Raw genomic sequence first — 20,566 nt, forward strand, 5'->3', positions numbered from 1 at the left:
ATGGCGAAGAATCCGCTCGCCGCCATGCAGGCGTCCAGCCGGAAGAGCAAGATCACCGCGGGCGTCGTGGCCGTGGCTGTACTGCTCGCCGGCATCGCGTGGTGGGGCTTCGACAAGCTCAACACCACCACCATCACCGCCTACTTCGACAAGTCGGTCGGCATCTACGAGGGTTCGGACGTCCGCATCCTCGGCGTGCCGGTCGGCTCGGTCAAAGAGGTGACGCCCGAGGGCGAACAGGTCAAGGTCGTCATGGATGTGGATCGTCGCTACGACATCCCCGCCGACGCCAAGGCCGCGCAGATCACCCCGTCCGTGGTGTCGGACCGGTACATCCAGCTCGCCCCGGCGTACAAGGGCGGCCCGAAGATGGAGCGCACCGCCACCATCCCCAAGGACCGCACCGCCACGCCCGTCGAGGTGGACCGGCTCTACAAGAGCATCGCCGAACTCTCGGATGCGCTGGGCCCCAACGGCGCCAACAAGGACGGGGCGCTGAACGAACTGGTGCGCACCTCCTCGGCGAACCTGGCCGGCAACGGTGAGGCGCTCGGCAACAGCTTCACCCAGCTCTCCAAAGCCGCCAAGGCGCTGTCGGATTCGCGCACGGACATCTTCGACACGGTGAAGAACCTCAACGAATTCGTCCGCATGCTGAGCGAGAACGACAGCCAGGTACGGGAATTCAACACACAGCTGGCCTCGCTCTCGGGCTTCCTCGCGGGCGAGCGGCAGAACCTCGGCGATGCGCTGAGCCTGCTGTCGGTCGCGCTCGGCGACGTGGCGCGGTTCATCGACAACAACCGGGATCTGGTGGCGTCCAACGCGGAAGCGCTGACCACGCTCACCAAGACCCTCGCCGATCAGCGCGAGGATCTGGCCAAGGCGCTGCCGCTCATCCCGACCGCGCTCAGCAACCTGATCAACGTCCACAACGGTGAGACCGGAACCCTGGACATGCGGCCCAACTTCACCGATTTGCAGGACCCGTTCGGGGTCATCTGCAAGATGCTGGACCTGGGCAAGCTGCGGCCCGGCGATCCCAAGTTCGATGCCATCTCGGCGCAGATGCGGCCCATCCTGGACGCCTGCACCACCATCACCGGTCAGCTCACCGCGGGCGTGAAGACGCCGTCGCTGGTGCTGCCGTTCGGCATCCTCAGCGGCGACAACATCCAGCGCAACGCGGTGCCGGGTTCGGTCCCGGGCACTCCCTCCAACCAGGAAGCGCCGTCGCAGCAGGAAGGTGGACAGCGATGAGCGCCAAGCGCATTCGCACCGTCGCCGTGGCGGCCTCGCTCGGCGCGGTAACCCTGCTCGCGACCGCCTGCGGCAATGGCGCGTACAGCATTCCGCTGCCCGGCGGGCCGAACGTCGGCGACCATCCGATGCACATCAACGTGCAGTTCTCGGATGTGCTGGACCTGGTGCCGCAGTCCACCGTGAAGGTGGACGGCGTCCCGGTCGGGCGGGTCGACAAGATCGAGCTCACCCCGGAGGGCTGGACGGCCGAGGTCAAGACCGTCGTCAACAGCGATGTGAACCTGCCGGCCAATGCCCGCGCCGAGGTGAAGCAGACCAACCTGCTCGGTGAGAAGTTCATCGAACTCTCCGCGCCCTCGCACGATCCCTCCTCGGAGAAGCTGAAGGACGGCTCGACCATCCGGGTCGAGAACACCCGCACCGCCACCGAGACCGAAGAGGTGCTCGGTGCGCTGTCGCTGCTGCTCAACGGCGGCGGCGTGGCGCAATTGCAGCCCATCGTGACCGAGCTGAACAAGACCCTGGACGGGCGCGCCGACAAGGTGCGGTCGCTGCTGGAGCAGGCCAACACCCTGATCGACGGCCTGAACAAGCAGGTCGAGGACATCACCCGGGCGCTCGACGGGCTGGACAAGCTGAGCAGCCGGGTCGGGCAGCAGACCGACAAGATCGCCGGGATCCTCGACGAGCTGCCCCAGGGCATCAAGATCCTCGACGAGCAGCGGCCGGAGCTGATCGCGCTGCTGACGCAGCTGGATCGGGTGGGGCAGGCCGGCTTCGACGTGCTCAACCACTCCAAGGACAACCTGATCACCGATCTGTCCTCGCTGCGGCCCACGCTTCAGGAGCTCGGCAAATCCGCCGACGACCTGGTCACCGCGTTCCCGTTGGTCCCGACCTATCCGTTCCCGGACGAGGCCATCAAGTCGGCGTTCGGCGGGCAGGTCAACACCTGGCTTTCGGTGGACCTGGAGATCGGCACGCTGCTGTCGAATCTCGGTGTGGGCAAACCGAATCCGGTGTACATCCCGCCGAACGGCCGGCAGGTGAACGTGGATCCGACCAACCCGTACTACAACGGCAACGGCCCGCGTGGCGGCTGGCCCACCGTTTCGCTGCTGCCGCTGCCCAATACGGTGGTCGCGCCGGCCGCCGGCATCGGGCCCACCGATCCGCTCGGCTCCATCCTCGAGCAGCTGGGAGTGGCACCGCGATGACCAAACTGGTACGCAACCAGCTGATCGCCTTCGCCGTCATCGCCGTGCTGGGCGTCGCCTTCGTCGGCGCCAAGTACGTGCGGCTGGACAATATGCTCGGCTTCGGCATGTACCACGTGAAGGTACAGATGCCGCAGACCGCGAACCTGTCCAAGGGCGCGGAGGTCACCTACCGCGGCGTGCCCGTCGGACGGGTCGGGGATCTGGAGATCTCCTCCGACGGCGTGGTCGTCACCCTCGACATGGACTCCGGCGCGCCCAAGGTGCCCGCGAGCGCGAAGGCCGTGGTGGCCAACCGATCCGCCATCGGTGAGCAGTACGTGGATCTGCTGCCCGACAACAACAACTCGCCGTATCTCAAGGACGGTTCGGTGATCGTCGGCGCCACGCTGCCGATCCCGGTGGAGGAATTGCTCTCCAGCGTCGACCATTTCGTCGCCACCACCGACCTCGCGGCGCTCAGCACCACGGTGACCGAGCTCGGCAAGGCGTTCAACGGGCAGGGCGACAATCTCAAGGTGCTGGTGGACTCGCTCAACAAGTTCACCCAGACCGGCATCGAGAACCTGCCACAGACCCTGGCCCTGATCCGCAATGCCCGGACCGCGCTGAACACGCAATCCGAGCAGTCCTCGTCCATCCGCACCTTCAGCGACGGCCTGGACAAGCTGACCGCGCAGTTGCGCTCCAACGATCCGGATATCCGGCGGTTGATCGGCACCTCCACCGATGCCGGCGATCAGCTCCAGCGGCTGCTCCAGGAGAGCGGTCCGGCCCTGACCCAGGACCTGACCAACCTGCGCGCCCTGCTGCTCACCGTCTCGCCGAAGTTCTACGCCTTCGGACCGGTGCTCCAGATGCTGCCGCTGCTGTCCATCGGCGCGTCGGCCACCGCTCCCGGTGACGGCACCACCCACTTCGGGCTGGTGCTGGAGACCAACAACCCGCCGGCTTGCACGGTCGGTTACGAGGGCACCCAGGCGATCCTGGCTCAGGAGAAGGCGCGCAACCCCAATTTCGACGATTCGCGCGACGACTTCCCGTTCAATACCGAAGCCAAATGCGCTGTGCCGCAAGGCAGTGAGACCGCCGTCCGCGGCGGCGCGCGCGCCGAACTGGCCGATCCGTCGGTTCCGCAGCCGTGGGACGACAAGCCCAAGTACGACCCCGAGAAGCTGAATCTGAACCCGGTCGCCACCCAGCTGGCGACCCTCATGGGCGTCACCCCGAAGTGATGATGCCCGCAGCCCGAGCGTTACTACGCGGAGAGGACAGTATGGTGGCGGCGTGAGCCAGCAAAAGGACAGCGAACTGGGGGAGAACCCGGATCAGCCGACGGAGACGACGGCGCCCGCGAACGAAACCAGCACCGCCGGACCCGATGCCGAGGCTCAGTCGCAGACGGCCGCGCCGTCCCTGGAGAAGACCGCCGCGCCCGATCCGGCACCCGAGCGGGAGGTCGCGAAGCCGGCCGCAGCCGTAAAGTCCGAATCGGCGAAGTCCGCACCCGCGGCGGGCGCGGTCGATTCCGGCGTCAAGCAGGCCGTCACCATCGGCGCGATCGCGGTGGCCGTGGTCGCCGCCGTCGCCGCCGCCTGGTTCGGCGGCACCTGGATCGTCGGCGGGCTGATGCACGACCGCCCGCGCGCCCAGGCCCGCGACGCCGCGCTCACCGACGCCCGGCAGGCCGCCATCAACCTGATGACCTTCGACCCCAACAATGTCGACGGCTCGCTCCAGAACATGATCTCCTCCACCACCGGTCAGCTGCACGATGAGCAGACCAAGGATCTGGAATCACTGAAGCAGCAGGTCACCGAGGCCAAGACGAATATGCAGTCGACCGTCGAAGGCGCGACGCTGACCTCTTTGAACAGCGAACTCGACCACGCCTCGGCCTATGTCGTGCTGCGCATCAACCGCAGCTGGCCCGGCGGCCAGCCCGCCGCCTTCCGGCAGTCCTGGTCCCTGGACATGGTGAAGGTCGGCGACACCTGGAAGGCCGAGAAGGCCCAGAACCTCGGCAATCCGGTGGCATTGGACTCCGGTGCGCTGCAACAGAACGGCGCGCCCGCCACCCCGGCACCGTCGACCACCGCCAACCCGGCCCCCGGCAACTAGGAGGGAGCGATCCATGGCCAACAAACGACCCGTCAATCGCGTCACCTCCAAGCGCCGCCCGGCCGCCCAGCGCAGCTCCGGCCGCGTCGGCGGAACGACCGCGCGCCCGAACCAGCGGCAGTCCGAGAACACCGCTCCGCAGTCCGCGGGCGCCAAGCTCCGGACGCCGAAGAACGCTTCCCGCCCGGCCGCTCGCCGGCGCTCGTCCGCAAGCTTCTGGCAGACCTGGCGCGTCGCGCTGTGCTGCGGGCTCGCGGCCGTCGCGCTGGCGGTGCTGGCCATCGTCGGCTTCCTGCGCCCCGGCGTGGACGACGGCAATCTGGCCTACGTCGACAACTCCGCCACCGATGAGGTGAAAGCGGCCGCCCAGCACGCCCTGACGACGCTGTACGGCTACAAGGCCAAGGACATCGACAAGTTCAAGGACAGCGCGCGGACGGTCCTCACCGGCCAGATGCTGGCCGATCTGGACAAGTACGCCGACACCGGCCTGGACGTGATCAAGCAGACCTCCACCGACACCCAGGTCACCACCGACCCGCTGGGCGTCACCCTGCTCACCGAAGATCGCGCCGAACTGCTGGTCAACCTCAATATCTCGGCGGTCAAGAACGGCAGTCCGCAGGCCCTGGCCGCGGGTCCGATCGTGCTGCGCATGCAGAAGGTCGACGGCAAGTGGCTGGCCTCGGAGATCGCCGACAAGTAGTCGCCGTCGTGCCCGGTACGAGGGCATTTCGCGACGTCCGCTCGTGATCTTGCACTGGGACAGTGGATCTCGCGTTTTGTCAACTCGGGCCGCCACTTGACGAGTTTCGCTCCAGCCGTCACGCTATTCACAACAGCGGCGGCTGTCACAGGGGACCAGACGCCGACGGTGACTGGGAAGCGCAGCCAGCGGACCCCGGGATCGCGTCGGATTACGGTGTGAAATCCGCCACATAACACCCGGCGCGCCGGTCATTGCAGGTGACGCGAGCGGTGGTACTTTGACACCCCCTGGGGTATGGGTGTAATTTTGGACGTTGCGCTGGCTGCCTCCTGTCCACACCTCGATCGCTACGACGAAAGTTCCACCTTCCGGTGTTACTTCCGCTGTTGCCTGTTCGGGCTTCGTTCGGGTCGTAACCAGCGGAATTCGTAGCAGACAAGCGACGGTCGCGGACCACCACGCGACGCGCGTTAGGTGCTGGAAGGACGCATCTTGGCAGTCTCCACCCAGACCAAGGCCGGTATTCCCGGAGCCCCGAAGCGGGTGTCTTTCGCGAAGATTCGTGAACCTCTGGAGGTTCCCGGTCTTCTCGATCTACAAACCGAATCTTTCGCCTGGCTGGTCGGCTCAGCGGACTGGCGTGAGCGTGCTGCCGCGCGCGGCGACGTCAATCCCGTCGGCGGCCTCGAGGAGGTGCTCGAGGAGCTCTCCCCGATCGAGGACTTCTCCGGCTCCATGTCGCTGTCCTTCTCCGATCCGCGCTTCGAAGAGGTCAAGGCCTCCATCGAGGAGTGCAAGGACAAGGACATGACCTACGCGGCGCCGCTCTTCGTCACCGCGGAGTTCATCAACAACAACACCGGTGAGATCAAGTCTCAGACGGTCTTCATGGGTGATTTCCCGATGATGACCGACAAGGGCACGTTCATCATCAACGGCACCGAGCGCGTCGTCGTCTCGCAGCTGGTCCGTTCGCCGGGCGTGTACTTCGACGACACCATCGACAAGTCGACCGAGAAGACGCTGCACTCCGTGCGCGTCATCCCCTCGCGCGGCGCGTGGCTGGAGTTCGACGTCGACAAGCGCGACACCGTCGGTGTGCGCATCGACCGCAAGCGTCGCCAGCCGGTCACCGTGCTGCTGAAGGCGCTCGGCCTGACCGCCGAGGAGATCACCGAGCGTTTCGGTTTCTCCGAGATCATGATGTCCACCCTGGAGAAGGACAGCACTCCGGGGCAGGACGAGGCGCTGCTCGACATCTACCGCAAGCTGCGCCCGGGCGAGCCGCCGACCAAGGAGTCCGCGCAGACCCTGCTGGAGAACCTGTTCTTCAAGGAGAAGCGCTACGACCTGGCCCGCGTCGGCCGCTACAAGGTCAACAAGAAGCTCGGCCTGAACCTGGACAAGCCGGTTCAGGGCTCGGTGCTGACCAAGGAAGACATCGTCGCCACCATCGAGTACCTGGTGCGTCTGCACCAGGGCGACCGCCTCATGACCGCCCCCGGCGGCTCCGAGGTGCCGGTGAACGTCGACGACATCGACCACTTCGGCAACCGTCGTCTGCGTACCGTGGGCGAGCTGATCCAGAACCAGATCCGGGTCGGCCTCTCGCGTATGGAGCGTGTCGTGCGTGAGCGCATGACCACCCAGGACGTCGAGGCCATCACGCCGCAGACCCTGATCAACATCCGTCCCGTCGTGGCCGCGATCAAGGAGTTCTTCGGAACCTCCCAGCTGTCGCAGTTCATGGACCAGAACAACCCGCTCTCGGGTCTGACCCACAAGCGCCGTCTCTCGGCGCTGGGCCCGGGTGGTCTGTCCCGTGAGCGCGCCGGCCTGGAAGTCCGAGACGTCCACCCGTCGCACTACGGCCGCATGTGCCCGATCGAGACCCCGGAAGGCCCGAACATCGGCCTGATCGGTTCGCTCTCGGTCTACGCCCGCGTGAACCCGTTCGGTTTCATCGAGACCCCGTACCGCAAGGTCGAGAACGGCCGCGTCACCGATGAGGTCAAGTACCTCACCGCCGACGAGGAGGACCGCGAGGTCCGCGCCCAGGCCAACTCGCCGGTCGACCTGGACGGCAACTTCATCGAGGAGCGCGTGCTCGCGCGTCGCGGTGACGAGGAGATGGAGTACGTCGACCGCAACGAGGTCACGTACATGGATGTCTCGCCGCGCCAGATGGTTTCGGTCGCGACCGCCATGATCCCGTTCCTCGAGCACGACGATGCCAACCGTGCCCTGATGGGCGCGAACATGCAGCGTCAGGCCGTGCCGCTGATCCGTTCCGAGTCGCCGCTGGTCGGCACCGGTATGGAGCTGCGCGCCGCCGTCGACGCCGGTGACGTGGTCGTGAACCAGAAGGCCGGTGTGGTGGAAGAGGTTTCGGCCGACTTCATCACCGTCATGCACGACGACGGCACCCGCCGTTCGTACCGCCTGCGTAAGTTCGAGCGCTCCAACCAGGGCACCTGCGCCAACCAGCGTCCGATCGTGGACGAGGGCATGCGCGTGGAGGCCGGGCACGTGCTCGCCGACGGCCCCTGCACCGAGAACGGTGAGATGGCCCTGGGCAAGAACCTGCTCGTGGCGATCATGCCGTGGGAAGGCCACAACTACGAGGACGCGATCATCCTGTCGCAGCGCCTCGTGGAAGACGACGTGCTCACCTCCATTCACATCGAAGAGCACGAAATCGACGCTCGCGACACCAAGCTCGGCGCCGAGGAGATCACCCGGGACATCCCGAACGTCTCCGACGAGGTCCTCGCGGACCTGGACGAGCGTGGCATCGTGCGCATCGGCGCCGAGGTCCGTGACGGCGACATCCTGGTCGGCAAGGTCACCCCGAAGGGTGAGACCGAGCTGACCCCCGAAGAGCGCCTGCTGCGCGCCATCTTCGGTGAGAAGGCGCGCGAAGTTCGCGACACCTCGCTCAAGGTGCCCCACGGTGAGTCCGGCAAGGTCATCGGCGTGCGCGTGTTCTCGCGTGACGACGACGACGATCTGCCCCCCGGCGTGAACGAGCTGGTGCGCGTCTACGTCGCGCAGAAGCGCAAGATCCAGGACGGCGACAAGCTGGCCGGCCGCCACGGCAACAAGGGCGTCATCGGCAAGATCCTGCCGCAGGAAGACATGCCGTTCCTCCCGGACGGCACGCCGGTCGACATCATCCTGAACACCCACGGTGTGCCGCGTCGTATGAACATCGGTCAGGTGCTGGAGACCCATCTGGGTTACATCGCCAAGACCGGCTGGCAGGTCGACGGTTCCCCGGACTGGGCCCGCAACCTGCCCGAAGAGATGATCGGCCAGCCCGCCGACACGAACATCGCCACCCCGGTGTTCGACGGCGCGCGCGAGGAAGAGCTGACCGGCCTGCTCGGTTCGACTCTGCCGAACCGCGACGGCGACAAGATGATCAACGACGACGGCAAGGCCATCCTGCTGGACGGCCGCTCCGGCGAGCCGTTCCCGTACCCGGTCTCGGTCGGCTACATGTACATCCTGAAGCTGCACCACCTGGTCGACGACAAGATCCACGCGCGTTCGACCGGTCCGTACTCGATGATCACGCAGCAGCCGCTGGGTGGTAAGGCGCAGTTCGGTGGCCAGCGCTTCGGTGAAATGGAGTGCTGGGCCATGCAGGCGTACGGCGCGGCCTACACCCTCCAGGAGCTCCTCACCATCAAGTCGGACGACGTGGTCGGCCGCGTGAAGGTGTACGAGGCCATCGTCAAGGGCGAGAACATTCCGGAGCCGGGTATTCCGGAGTCGTTCAAGGTGTTGCTCAAGGAGCTTCAGTCGCTGTGCCTCAACGTGGAGGTGCTGTCCTCGGACGGCGCCGCCATCGAGATGCGCGACGGCGATGACGAAGACCTCGAGCGTGCCGCGGCGAACCTGGGTATCAACCTGTCCCGCAACGAGGCTGCGACGGTCGACGACCTGGCGCAGTAAGAGCGATCGGTCCGGGAAGGCCGTTCACCCTTTACGAACGGCCTTCCCGGGCAACGGATTTAGCGACTTTTGCTCATACTCAACCCGAACAGGGGAAAGGAAGTTACGTGCTAGACGTCAACTTCTTCGATGAACTCCGGATCGGCCTGGCCACCGCTGAAGACATCCGCAACTGGTCTTTCGGTGAGGTCAAGAAGCCGGAGACCATCAACTACCGCACGCTGAAGCCGGAGAAGGACGGCCTCTTCTGCGAGAAGATCTTCGGTCCCACCCGGGACTGGGAGTGCTACTGCGGTAAGTACAAGCGCGTCCGCTTCAAGGGCATCATCTGTGAGCGCTGTGGCGTCGAGGTGACCCGCGCCAAGGTGCGTCGTGAGCGGATGGGCCACATCGAGCTGGCCGCTCCGGTCACTCACATCTGGTACTTCAAGGGCGTGCCTTCGCGCCTGGGCTACCTGCTCGACCTGGCGCCGAAGGATCTCGAGAAGATCATCTACTTCGCCGCCTACGTCATCACCAATGTCGATGACGAACTCCGCCACAACGAGCTCTCCACGCTCGAGGCGGAGATGGAGGTCGAGAAGAAGACCGTCGCCGATCAGCGTGACGCCGACCTGGAGGCCCGCGCCCAGAAGCTCGAGGCCGACCTGGCCGAGCTTGAGGCCGAGGGTGCCAAGTCCGATGTCCGCCGCAAGGTCAAGGACGGCGGCGAGCGCGAAATGCGTCAGCTGCGCGACCGCGCCCAGCGCGAGCTGGATCGTCTCGACGAGATCTGGACCACCTTCACCAAGCTGGCCAAGAAGCAGCTGATCATCGACGAGGTGATCTACCGCGAGTTGCAGGACCGCTACGGCGAATACTTCACGGGCGCAATGGGTGCCGAGGCCATCCAGAAGCTCATGGAGACCTTCGACATCGCGGCCGAGGCCGAGAACCTGCGCGAGACCATTCGGACGGGCAAGGGCCAGAAGAAGCTGCGCGCCCTGAAGCGTCTGAAGGTCGTCGCCGCGTTCCAGACCAACGGCAACTCGCCGATGGGCATGGTCCTCGACGCCGTGCCGGTGATCCCGCCGGAGCTGCGCCCGATGGTGCAGCTGGACGGTGGCCGCTTCGCGACCTCCGACCTGAACGACCTGTACCGCCGCGTCATCAACCGCAACAACCGTTTGAAGCGACTGATCGATCTGGGTGCGCCCGAGATCATCGTGAACAACGAGAAGCGCATGCTTCAGGAGTCGGTCGACGCGCTCTTCGACAACGGCCGTCGTGGCCGGCCGGTCACCGGTCCCGGTAACCGTCCGCTCAAGTCGCTGTCGGATCTGCTCAAGGGCAAGCAGGGTCGTTTCCGTCAGAACCTGCTCGGCAAGCGTGTCGACTACTCCGGCCGTTCGGTCATCGTGGTCGGTCCGCAGCTGAAGCTGCACCAGTGCGGTCTGCCGAAGCTGATGGCGCTCGAGCTGTTCAAGCCGTTCGTCATGAAGCGTCTGGTGGATCTCAACCACGCGCAGAACATCAAGTCCGCCAAGCGGATGGTCGAGCGTCAGCGTCCCCAGGTGTGGGATGTCCTCGAAGAGGTCATCTCCGAGCACCCGGTGCTGCTGAACCGTGCGCCCACCCTGCACCGCCTGGGTATCCAGGCCTTCGAGCCGCTGCTGGTCGAAGGCAAGGCCATCCAGCTGCACCCGCTCGTGTGTGAGGCGTTCAACGCCGACTTCGACGGTGACCAGATGGCCGTGCACCTGCCGCTGTCGGCGGAGGCGCAGGCCGAGGCCCGCATCCTGATGCTGTCCTCGAACAACATCCTGTCGCCGGCGTCGGGTCGTCCGCTCGCCATGCCGCGTCTGGACATGGTGACCGGTCTCTTCTACCTGACCCGCCTGAACGAGGGCGCGGTCGGCGAGTACCGGCCGGCCACCAAGGACGAGGCCGAGTTCGGCGTCTACTCCTCGCCCGCCGAGGCGCAGATGGCGGTCGACCGCGGTGACCTGACCGTGCGTTCGCTCATCAAGATCCGGCTGACCGAGCAGCGCCCGCCGAAGGACATCGAGGCCGAGCTGTTCCCGAACGGCTGGCAGCGGGGCGACGCGTGGACTGCCAAGACCACGCTGGGCCGTGTCATCTTCAACGATCTGCTCCCGGCGGACTACGCGTTCATCGACGAGCCGATGCCGAAGAAGCGTCAGGCGGCGATCATCAACGATCTCGCCGAGCGTTACCCGATGATCGTGGTCGCGCAGACCGTCGACAAGCTGAAGGACTCGGGCTTCTACTGGGCCACGCGTTCCGGCGTCACCGTCTCCATGTCGGACGTGCTCGTGCCGCCGGAGAAGGCGGAGATCATGGGCCGCTACGAGGCGCAGGCCGACCAGATCGAGAAGAAGTACCAGCGTGGTGCTCTGGACCACCAGGAGCGCAACAACGCCCTGGTCAAGATCTGGCAGGAAGCGACGGAAGAGGTCGGTCGCGCGCTGCGTGCGCACTACCCGGCCGACAACCCGATCATCACGATCGTCGACTCCGGCGCCACGGGTAACTTCACCCAGACGCGAACCCTCGCGGGCATGAAGGGTCTGGTGACCAACCCGAAGGGTGAGTTCATCCCGCAGCCGATCAAGTCCTCCTTCCGTGAGGGCCTGACGGTTCTGGAGTACTTCATCAACACCCACGGTGCGCGAAAGGGCCTGGCCGACACCGCGCTTCGTACCGCCGACTCGGGTTACCTGACCCGTCGTCTGGTGGACGTGTCGCAGGACGTCATCGTGCGCGAGACCGACTGTGGCACCGAGCGCGGCATCGTGGTGCCGATCGCGGAGAAGCAGGCCGACGGCTCGCTCATCCGGGACGCCCACGTGGAGACCAGCACCTTCGCTCGTACGCTGGCCACCGACGCGCTCGACGCCAAGGGCAATGTCATCATCGAGAAGGGCCACGACCTGGGCGATCCCGCCCTGGAGGCGCTGCTCGAGGCCGGTATCACCGAGGTGAAGGTCCGCTCCGTGCTGACCTGCACCACCGGCACCGGCGTGTGTGCGACCTGCTACGGCCGCTCGATGGCGACCGGCAAGCTGGTGGACATCGGTGAGGCCGTCGGTATCGTCGCCGCGCAGTCCATCGGTGAGCCCGGTACCCAGCTGACCATGCGTACCTTCCACCAGGGTGGTGTCGCGGGTGACGACATCACGGGTGGTCTGCCCCGTGTGCAGGAGCTCTTCGAAGCTCGTGTGCCCAAGGGCAAGGCGCCCATCGCCGAGGTCTCCGGCCGCGTGCGGCTGGAGGACGACGACCGCTTCTACAAGATCACGATCATCCCGGACGACGGGTCGGACGAGGTCCTGTACGACAAGCTCTCGAAGCGTCAGCGTCTGCGCGTCTACAAGCACGACGACGGTTCCGAGCGGCTCCTGGCCGACGGTGACCACGTCGAGGTGGGCCAGCAGCTGCTCGAGGGCTCGGCCGACCCGCACGAGGTGCTCCGCGTGATGGGCCCGCGTCAGGTGCAGATCCACCTCGTTCACGAGGTCCAGGAGGTGTACCGGTCGCAGGGTGTGTCCATCCACGACAAGCACATCGAGGTGATCGTCCGCCAGATGCTGCGCCGCGTCACCATCATCGATTCGGGTGCGACCGAGTTCCTCCCGGGTTCGCTGGTGGAGCGCGCCGAGTTCGAGTCCGCCAACCGCCGCGTGGTCGCGGAGGGTGGCGAGCCCGCCTCGGGTCGTCCGGTCCTCATGGGTATCACCAAGGCGTCGCTCGCGACCGATTCGTGGCTGTCGGCGGCCTCCTTCCAGGAGACCACCCGCGTGCTCACGGACGCCGCGATCAACTGCCGCTCCGACAAGCTGATCGGCCTGAAGGAGAACGTGATCATCGGTAAGCTCATCCCGGCCGGTACGGGTATCAACCGTTACCGGAACATCCAGGTGCAGCCGACCGAGGAAGCCCGTCAGGCCGCGTACGCGGTGCCGTCCTACGACGACACCTACTACACCCCGGACGGCTTCGGCACCACCACCGGTGCCGCGGTTCCGCTGGACGACTACGGCTTCAGCGACTACCGCTAAGTCATAGCCGGGCAGAAACTTTCGGCCCCCGCTCTTCGGAGCGGGGGCCGTTCGTTTTCCCGGATCCGTTTTCGGCGAGGGCCGGGTGATCGGCGAGTACGCTGCTGGATACCCGAAACGACCTGGTAGTGCCCTCGCCGGAGAGGTGGCGTCATGTCTGCTCGTCACGGTTTGCTGCTGCTCGCGCTGGGTTGCGCGGTATTGCCCGCGGTCGCTCCGGCCGCCGCTTCGCCGGGGCGGGATCTCGGCGGCTGCTATCGCGGGAATGTGCTTACCGGGGAACGGATTCCGGGGACCGGCAGCGCCGGGCAGAGTGTGCGGCGGCAGGGCGATGTGTGGGATTGCGCCGGTCCGGTGTTGGGCGGCGTGACGGGCGGGCGGTTCCGGGTCGAATTGCCTTGGCTCGGTTTCGGAACGGCGACTACGGGGTCCTTCACCTGGTCTGACGGCCGGGTCAGCGCGGTGACGGGATTGCCGAACACGCTGTGGACGGTGACGTCGGGCCCGGGGGAGGGGCATGTGCTGCGCTTCGATCTCGCCATGGAGATGAACGGCGATTGGTATTACACCGACAACTCCATGGCGATCGATTCGCTGACCGTGGTGCGGTGACGGGTCAGGCGGGCGCGGCGCCGGGGGCCAGCGAGACCGCGTACTCCACGGCGGCGTCGATGGCGGGCTGGCCGCCCGCCAGATAGAGCCCGGCGGCAGCGCCGATGAGCGCGCCGAGGACGGTGGTGATCGGGATGGTGATGAAGTCGAGGACGAAACCGCCGGCGGGGAAACCGATCAGGAAGCCGATGGCCGCTCCGATGGCCGCGCCGCCGCCGACCATGGGCAGGTTGGCCTGGACCAGGTCGAAGAACTTCTGCTGGGCGTTGATATCGCGCAGCGGGACGGGGGATTCGCCGACCGGGGTGAGGGTGAGGCGGCGGTTGTCGTCGGCGATCGCCGGGCTGAGGGCGAGGGTCTTGCCCGCGATCTCGTACCGCAGCGGCACGCTGGTGACTTCCAGGCCGGCGTCATCGGTCACCAGGATGGACTGGCCGTCCCAGGTGGCCAGGAACCGTCCGGCATTCAAAGTCGTGACGGCGGAACGCTTGTCGTCGCTGAGGACGGAGCGGTAGGCGACGCCGGTGGCGGCGCCTTCGAGCTGGAGCCCCGGATTTTGCTGGGGCGCAGCGGGTTCGGCGGCGGCGACCCCGGCGGGGAGGGCGGCGCTCAGGCAAAGCAGGACGGGTACAAGCTTTTTGGTGATAGCCATGGTCTGTCTCTCGCTGCGTTCGGACAAGGCCCCCCGGCGTTTGCTGAAAACGTACCGGGGGCCGCGCGAGATCGGAAGCGGTTCGTCCCATATGCGCCGTTCCGGGCGACCGGGTCAGTCGGGTTCGCCGAGCCGGACCACGATGACGCCGGTGAGAATCAGCGCGCCGCCCAGCAACTGGATGGCGCGGGGCGTTTCGCCGAGCAGCAGCCAGGCGAAGACGATGGCCGCGAGCACCTCGGTGAGCGCGGCGAAGGAGGCCAGCCGGGAGCCGAGCAGACGGGTGGCGGCGATGCCGGTCACGTAGGAGAGCGCGGCGGTGACGATGCCGAGCCCGGCCAGCGGCACCCACCACTGGGTGGTGAAGCCCTGGAAAACGATCGGTTCGCTGGTGGTGCGCAGCGGCACGATGCCGATCAGCCCCGCGATCAGAATGCCCAGCCCGCCCACCAGCAGCCCGCCGGTGGCCAGCACGGTGCCGGGCACGGTGTCGCCGCTGTGCGCCGAGAGCAGGAAGTACCCGGCCGCGCCGACCATCGCGCCCAAGGCCCAGGCGATGCCGATCCAGCTGGTCCGCACGCCGGAGGTCAGATCCAGCACGAGCACCAGCCCCGCGATGCCGATGACCGCGCCGAGCACCGTTGCGCGCGTGGGCTTCTGGTCGTGCCGCAGCCACAGGTACCCGACCACCGCGATCGGCGCGGTGTATTCGATGAGCAGTGCCGCCCCGACCTCCATGTGGTTGACGGCGTTGAAATAGCACAGCTGTGCCCCGGCGACGGCGAGCAGCCCGTACCCGATCAGCAGCGGCGCGTTCTGCCGCAACAACTTCCAGTTCCCGCGCAGCTGGTACAGCGCGATCGGCAGCAGTACGACCGCGCCCAGCAGCACCCGCAGGATGACGGTCGAGGCCGGACTCCACCCCGCGTTCATCAGCCCGCGCGCGAGCGGTCCGGAAAGTCCGAAGGAGGCGGCGGACAAACCGGCCGCGAGCAGTCCGGACCGGAGGTTACCCCGCCGCAGTACCGCGGTGTCATGAGTCAACGTCGCCATGACTAATGACGCTAAGTGGTTGTCATGTAATATGTCAACATGCTTTTTGGTGATGACACCGTCGCTTCCATGGCGGCCGCCGTCGATCTGGTGAACTCCGCGGAAGATCCCGACACCATGACCGAGATCGCGCAGCTGGACGAGTTCTTCACCCGCCACGGCTATACCGGCGGCCACGAGCACACCGCCGCCGAACTGGCCGCCGTCCGGGCCCAGCGCGCCCCCATGCGGCGGCTGCTCACCGCCGACCGCGATACCGCCGTCGAGCTGGTGAACGAAATCCTCGCCACCCATCGCGCGGTGCCGCGGCTGGTCCGCCACGACGACCTGGACTATCACATTCACGCGGTCCCGGCGGAGGCGCCGCTGGCGGTGCGGATCGCGGTGGAGACCGCCGTGGCCATGATCGACCTGATTCGTGCCGACGAACTCAGCCGCCTCGCCGTCTGCGCCGACGAAACCTGCGAGGGCATCGTGCTGGACCTGTCCCGCAACAGATCCCGCCGCTATTGCAGCACCACCTGCGGCAACCGCAATGCCGTCGCCGCGTATCGGGCGCGCAACCGCTGAATCCCGCTCGGCGCGGCCATTCGGCGAGCCGGAGCCTCGAATACCGGCGGCACCTGTTCGGTGTTAGCGTGCCCCTACGCTGTACGAGTCCGATGGGGGCATGCAAGTAATGAACACCCAAGCGGCCCTGCGTCCCTACGATGTGGTGCTGGTCGGTGGCGGAATCATGAGCGCCACGCTCGCGATGCTGCTGAAACACCTGGAACCCAGTTGGACCATCGCGGTATTCGAGCGTTTGCCGGAGGTCGGCTCGGAAGCCTCGGCGGCCTGGAACAATTCCGGCACCGGGCACGCCGGATTGTGCGAGATCGACTACACCACCGAATTGCCCGACGGCTCCCTCGATATCACCCGCGCGCTCGAGGTGAACGAACGCTTCCAGCAGACCCGGCAGTTCTGGGCGGCGCTGGTCGAGGCCGGAATTCTGGGGAAACCGGAGACCTTCGTCAATCCGGTGCCGCATATGACCTTCGTACGCGGCGACGACGATGTGAAATTCCTGCGCAAGCGGTACGAAACGCTCAGCGCGCATCCGCTGTTCGGGTCCATGCGATTCAGCGACGAGCATCGGGTCATCGGTGATTGGGCGCCGCTGCTCATCCGGGATCGCGACAGCGGCGAGAGCATTGCCGCCACCCATGACATCACCGGCAGCGATATCGATTTCGGTGAGCTCACCCGGCAGCTGTTCCATCATCTGCGCTGGCAGGACGTGGAGATCCATCGCAATTGCGAAGTGCGCGGGATGCGCCGCAACAATGACGGCACCTGGCAATTGCGCATCGACTGGAATACCGGCAGCGACCACATCACCCGCAAGGTCGATGCCCGTTTCGTCTTCGCCGGCGCGGGCGGCTGGGCGCTGAAAGTGTTGCAGAAGGCGGGAATTCCCGAAGCGCGCGGCTACGGGCTGCTGCCGGTCAGCGGCAGGTTCCTGCGCTGCGACAATCCCGCGGTGGTGGAGCGGCACGTGGCCAAGGTGTACGGCCGTGCGCCCGCCGGCGCACCGTCGATTTCCATGCCGCACTTGGATACTCGCATTGTCGACGGCCGGCGCGCGGTGGTCTTCGGGCCGTATGCGGGCGCGAATCCCCGCTTCCTGAAACAGGGTTCGCTGTTCGATGCTCCGGCTACGCTGCGGCCGCACAATGTGAAGCCGATCTCCGCGGCGATCAAGGACAATCGCGAGCTGATGTGGCTCTTGTTCGGTCAGCTGGCCGGTACCCGCAAGCGAAAGCTGGCCGCCCTGCGGGATTTCGCGCCCGCCGCCGTTTCCGATGATTGGAAAATGGTTACCGCGGGCCAGCGGGCGCAGATCGTGAAGGCGGATCCGGTGCGCGGGGGAGTGCTGCAATTCGGTACCGAAGTCGTTGCCGCGCATGATTGTTCGATCGCCGCGGTGCTGGGTTCCTCGCCCGGGGCCTCGACCGCGCCCGCTATTCTGCTCGAGGTGCTGGAGCGTTGTTTCCCGCGCTATCAGCCGTACTGGCAGCCCAAATTGCGGCAGCTCATCCCGACCCTCGGGCAGAGCCTGATTCGCGATACCCGGCTGGCGAAGCAGACCATCTCGCGCACCGCCGAGACGCTGAACCTGGCCGCGCCGCTGCCCGGCTGAGCACGCGGCAGTTTCCTGCCCCGCCATGGACATCTCCGGCCGCACTCGGTATGAAATTAGAACAAGTTTCAATTTCGTCAGGGTCGACAGGAGACACGATGGACAGCGCCACCATGGGTGATCTGGTGATGGCGGGCTTCAAGAAGCTCGGATTCATCCAGTTCACCGGCATCGAGGCGGTGGAATTCGCCAGCGGCCGCAATGTGGTGAGCATGGCGCCCAAGCCGGAGCACCTCAACCACAACGGGGATATTCACGCGGCGCTGCTCTTCGGCCTGGCCGAGACGGCCGCCATGGGTGCGTCCATCTCCGGCATCGTCGACCTGATGGGCGAGACGTTCATCGTCGCCCGTGACGGCCGCATCGAGTACCTGGCTCGCGCCAAGGGCGAGCTGGGCCCGTTCCTGGCCACTTCGGTGCTGTCGCCGGAACTCATCGAGCAGACCCGCGCCGACATTCAGGGTCAGCGCGAAATCGAACTCGCGGTTCCGGTCGACATCACCGACAGCACCGGAAAGTCGGTAGCCGCAGCGACTTTCACCGCGGTCATCCGCCCGCGCCGTAAGTAGCGTTCACCCCGTCATTCCCGTGTGCTTTTAGCGGGAATCCACACGGTGGGCGTGTGGATCCCGGCAAAAGCGTGCCGGGATGACGATGGGGAAGCCGGGCGGACGCCGGGTCATCGCTCGCTATCGAGCATTGCCATCTGAGCAGTGGCGTAGCGCTCACCGGCGACCTGGTCGACCGGCACCGCGGCCTCGATCGCTGCCAGCTCGTCTTCCGACAGCTTGATATACAGTGCGCCAACGGCTTCCGCCCAGCGCTCGGGCCGGCGCGCGCCGATGATCGGCACGATGTCCTCGCCGCGCGAGAGCACCCAGGCGATCGCCAGCTGTGCCACGCTCACTTCGTGCCGTCCGGCGATCTCGGCCAAGGCGTCCACCAATCGCAGGTTGGCGGTGAGGTTCTCGCCCTGGAAGCGCGGGCTGTGGGCCCGGAAGTCGGTGGCCGCGAACTGCGCGCCGCCGCGCAGGGAATCGCTCAGCAGTCCGCGCGAGAGCACCCCGTAGGCGGTGATGCCGATGCCGAGTTCCCTTGCGGTGGGCAGGATCTCGTCCTCGATTCCGCGCGAGATGAGCGAGTATTCGATCTGTAGATCCACGATCGGGTGTACGGCCGCTGCCCGGCGCAGCGTCTCCGCGCCCACCTCCGAGAGACCGATGTGCCGGATGAAACCGGCCTGCACCATTTCCGCGAGTCCGCCGATGGTCTCCTCGATCGGCACATTCGGATCCAGCCGCGCCGGCCGGTAGATATCGAGGTAATCGGTGCCCAGCCGCTGTAGCGAGTAGGCCAGGAAGTTCTTGGTGGCGGCCGGCCGGGTGTCCACGCCGCCGAAGCTCCCGTCGGGTCCGCGCATCGCCCCGAACTTCACGCTCAGCAGCACATCCTCCCGCTTGCGTTCGGTGAGCGCCCGCCGGATCAGCTGTTCGTTGTGCCCCATCCCGTAGAAATCGCCGGTATCGATGAGATTGGCCCCCGAATCGATGGCCGCGTGCACGGTGGCGATGGAGGTGGCGTCGTCGGAGGCTCCGTACATGCCGGACATGCCCATCGCGCCCAGGCCGATACGGGAAACCGCGGGTCCGGTCGCGCCGAGCCGGACGGTGTCGATGTTCTTCGTCATGCTTCGAGCCTGCGCCGCCGATCCGGGGACCGGGAGAGGATCGCTTATCGGGGGATCACCGATACCAGGCTGATCGCCGCCTCGATCCAGGGCGAACAGCTGCCGTGACCGGGTCGGACGGCCGTGCGGCGCCGACGGGGTGCGAGAGTGGGAGTGCCGGTACCTGGATAGTGCCGGCCGGGCGCGGCAGAGTGGAAGCGTGGATCGAGAAGAGCTGGCCGACTTTCTGCGCCGCCGCCGCGAGCAGCTGCAACCCGGCACCGTCGGGCTGGCTCCGGGTGCGCGCCGCCGCACGCCCGGGTTGCGCCGCGACGAGGTGGCCATGCTCGCGGGCATGTCCACCGACTACTACACCCGGCTCGAGCAGGCGCGTGGCCCGCGCCCATCCACTCAGGTGCTCGCCTCGCTGGCCCGCGCCCTGCGGCTGACCGAGAGCGAACGCGATCACCTCTATCACCTGGCCGGGCAGCAGCCGCCCGCGCGTGGCGGCGACGGTCACGTGGGTCCGGGCATCCTGCACGTGCTGGCCAAACTGGACGACACCCCCGCCTGCGTCATCTCCGATCTGGGTGAGGTGCTGGTCCAAAACCGCATGCACGCACTGCTTTTCGGTGATCTGATGCAACGGCGTGGCCTGGAGCGCAGCATCCCGTGGCGCTGGTTCACCCAGCCGGAGGAGCGGCTGTTGTTCCCCGTCGAGGATCGGGAAGCCTTGGGCCGCAAGCATGTTGCCGATCTGCGTGCCACCGCGGGCCGTCGCTCCGGCGATTCCGATATCACCGAACTGGTGGCCCGGCTGCGAGCTACCAGCCCCGAGTTCGAACGGATGTGGGGTGAGCACGTGGTGGGCACCGGCGCGGGCCATGACAAGCGCATCCAGCATCCGCAGGTCGGAATGCTCGAGATGATCTGCGAACCGCTGCTCACCGCCAGCGCCACCCGCTACCTGCTCGTCTACTACCCGAAGGCGAGTACCGATACCCAGGACAAGCTGGACCTATTGCGCGTCATCGGAACTCAGACGCTCACGAGCGGCTGAGTGCCCC

Annotated in this window: 15 protein-coding genes; 12 read left to right on the plus strand and 3 right to left on the minus strand. The window is 66.5% G+C overall.

Annotation, left to right across the window (positions count from 1 at the left end):
- The 8 genes from NI1_RS07460 (at position 1) to NI1_RS07495 (ending at position 13,943) form a co-directional block, all read left to right on the plus strand.
- Entirely contained in the window at positions 1–1,260 is a 1,260-nt protein-coding gene (locus NI1_RS07460) for an MCE family protein (RefSeq protein WP_067816003.1), read from the plus strand.
- Positions 1,257–2,480: an MCE family protein gene (locus NI1_RS07465; protein WP_067816005.1), complete on the plus strand. Its 1,224-nt coding sequence runs from the start codon at positions 1,257–1,259 to the stop codon at positions 2,478–2,480. Before NI1_RS07460 ends, NI1_RS07465 begins: the two co-directional genes overlap by 4 nt.
- Positions 2,477–3,715: an MCE family protein gene (locus NI1_RS07470; RefSeq protein ID WP_067816007.1), complete on the plus strand. Its 1,239-nt coding sequence runs from the start codon at positions 2,477–2,479 to the stop codon at positions 3,713–3,715. Before NI1_RS07465 ends, NI1_RS07470 begins: the two co-directional genes overlap by 4 nt.
- Before the next feature lie 52 nt (positions 3,716–3,767).
- A complete protein-coding gene (locus NI1_RS07475) occupies positions 3,768–4,601 on the plus strand; it encodes an Rv1363c family protein (protein ID WP_084522773.1) in 834 nt (277 codons plus the stop codon).
- Between the two features lie 13 nt (positions 4,602–4,614).
- The gene (locus NI1_RS07480; protein ID WP_067816010.1) at positions 4,615–5,307 is read left to right on the plus strand and encodes a hypothetical protein; all 693 of its coding nucleotides are present in this window, start codon (positions 4,615–4,617) and stop codon (positions 5,305–5,307) included.
- A 477-nt stretch (positions 5,308–5,784) separates the two neighbouring features.
- On the plus strand, positions 5,785–9,270 hold the full coding sequence (gene rpoB, locus NI1_RS07485; RefSeq protein WP_067816012.1) for a DNA-directed RNA polymerase subunit beta: 3,486 nt from the start codon (positions 5,785–5,787) through the stop codon (positions 9,268–9,270).
- A gap of 107 nt (positions 9,271–9,377) precedes the next feature.
- A complete protein-coding gene (locus NI1_RS07490; RefSeq protein WP_067816015.1) occupies positions 9,378–13,331 on the plus strand; it encodes a DNA-directed RNA polymerase subunit beta' in 3,954 nt (1,317 codons plus the stop codon).
- Between the two features lie 153 nt (positions 13,332–13,484).
- Complete coding sequence (locus NI1_RS07495; RefSeq protein ID WP_157535001.1) at positions 13,485–13,943, plus strand: hypothetical protein; 459 nt, start codon at positions 13,485–13,487, stop codon at positions 13,941–13,943.
- A gap of 4 nt (positions 13,944–13,947) precedes the next feature.
- Here the strand turns inward: NI1_RS07495 and NI1_RS07500 are convergent, their stop codons facing one another.
- A complete protein-coding gene (locus NI1_RS07500; RefSeq protein ID WP_067816021.1) occupies positions 13,948–14,595 on the minus strand; it encodes a DUF8020 domain-containing protein in 648 nt (215 codons plus the stop codon).
- A gap of 114 nt (positions 14,596–14,709) precedes the next feature.
- Entirely contained in the window at positions 14,710–15,648 is a 939-nt protein-coding gene (locus tag NI1_RS07505) for an EamA family transporter (protein ID WP_067816024.1), read from the minus strand.
- 39 nt (positions 15,649–15,687) lie between these two features.
- On the opposite strand from NI1_RS07505, the gene NI1_RS07510 reads away from it, so the two are divergent.
- From NI1_RS07510 to NI1_RS07520, 3 genes are all read left to right on the plus strand, one after another.
- Positions 15,688–16,218, plus strand: a complete 531-nt coding sequence (locus NI1_RS07510) for a CGNR zinc finger domain-containing protein (protein WP_067816027.1) — start codon at positions 15,688–15,690, stop codon at positions 16,216–16,218.
- A 100-nt stretch (positions 16,219–16,318) separates the two neighbouring features.
- Entirely contained in the window at positions 16,319–17,833 is a 1,515-nt protein-coding gene (gene mqo / locus NI1_RS07515) for a malate dehydrogenase (quinone) (protein ID WP_218026711.1), read from the plus strand.
- Between the two features lie 98 nt (positions 17,834–17,931).
- Complete coding sequence (locus NI1_RS07520; RefSeq protein ID WP_067816031.1) at positions 17,932–18,402, plus strand: PaaI family thioesterase; 471 nt, start codon at positions 17,932–17,934, stop codon at positions 18,400–18,402.
- Between the two features lie 110 nt (positions 18,403–18,512).
- On the opposite strand, the gene NI1_RS07525 is transcribed toward NI1_RS07520, so the two are convergent.
- Positions 18,513–19,520 (minus strand): aldo/keto reductase, encoded by a 1,008-nt coding sequence (locus NI1_RS07525; RefSeq protein WP_067816034.1) that lies wholly within the window; start codon positions 19,518–19,520, stop codon positions 18,513–18,515.
- Between the two features lie 199 nt (positions 19,521–19,719).
- Between NI1_RS07525 and NI1_RS07530 the strand changes: the two genes are divergently transcribed.
- Positions 19,720–20,559: a helix-turn-helix transcriptional regulator gene (locus tag NI1_RS07530; RefSeq protein ID WP_067816037.1), complete on the plus strand. Its 840-nt coding sequence runs from the start codon at positions 19,720–19,722 to the stop codon at positions 20,557–20,559.
- Positions 20,560–20,566 lie beyond the last annotated feature (7 nt).

The sequence above is a fragment of the Nocardia inohanensis NBRC 100128 genome (assembly GCF_001612945.1).
GTDB classification, from domain to species: domain Bacteria; phylum Actinomycetota; class Actinomycetes; order Mycobacteriales; family Mycobacteriaceae; genus Nocardia; species Nocardia inohanensis.

Coding starts and splice junctions, on each gene's coding strand:
- NI1_RS07470 (WP_067816007.1), top strand. CDS start 2,477: ATGACCAAACTGGTACGCAACCAGCTGATCGCCTTCGCCGTCATCGCC.
- NI1_RS07505 (WP_067816024.1), bottom strand. CDS start 15,648: ATGGCGACGTTGACTCATGACACCGCGGTACTGCGGCGGGGTAACCTC.
- NI1_RS07500 (WP_067816021.1), bottom strand. CDS start 14,595: ATGGCTATCACCAAAAAGCTTGTACCCGTCCTGCTTTGCCTGAGCGCC.
- mqo (WP_218026711.1), top strand. CDS start 16,319: ATGCAAGTAATGAACACCCAAGCGGCCCTGCGTCCCTACGATGTGGTG.
- NI1_RS07525 (WP_067816034.1), bottom strand. CDS start 19,520: ATGACGAAGAACATCGACACCGTCCGGCTCGGCGCGACCGGACCCGCG.
- NI1_RS07520 (WP_067816031.1), top strand. CDS start 17,932: ATGGACAGCGCCACCATGGGTGATCTGGTGATGGCGGGCTTCAAGAAG.
- NI1_RS07495 (WP_157535001.1), top strand. CDS start 13,485: ATGTCTGCTCGTCACGGTTTGCTGCTGCTCGCGCTGGGTTGCGCGGTA.
- NI1_RS07465 (WP_067816005.1), top strand. CDS start 1,257: ATGAGCGCCAAGCGCATTCGCACCGTCGCCGTGGCGGCCTCGCTCGGC.
- NI1_RS07460 (WP_067816003.1), top strand. CDS start 1: ATGGCGAAGAATCCGCTCGCCGCCATGCAGGCGTCCAGCCGGAAGAGC.
- NI1_RS07480 (WP_067816010.1), top strand. CDS start 4,615: ATGGCCAACAAACGACCCGTCAATCGCGTCACCTCCAAGCGCCGCCCG.
- NI1_RS07510 (WP_067816027.1), top strand. CDS start 15,688: ATGCTTTTTGGTGATGACACCGTCGCTTCCATGGCGGCCGCCGTCGAT.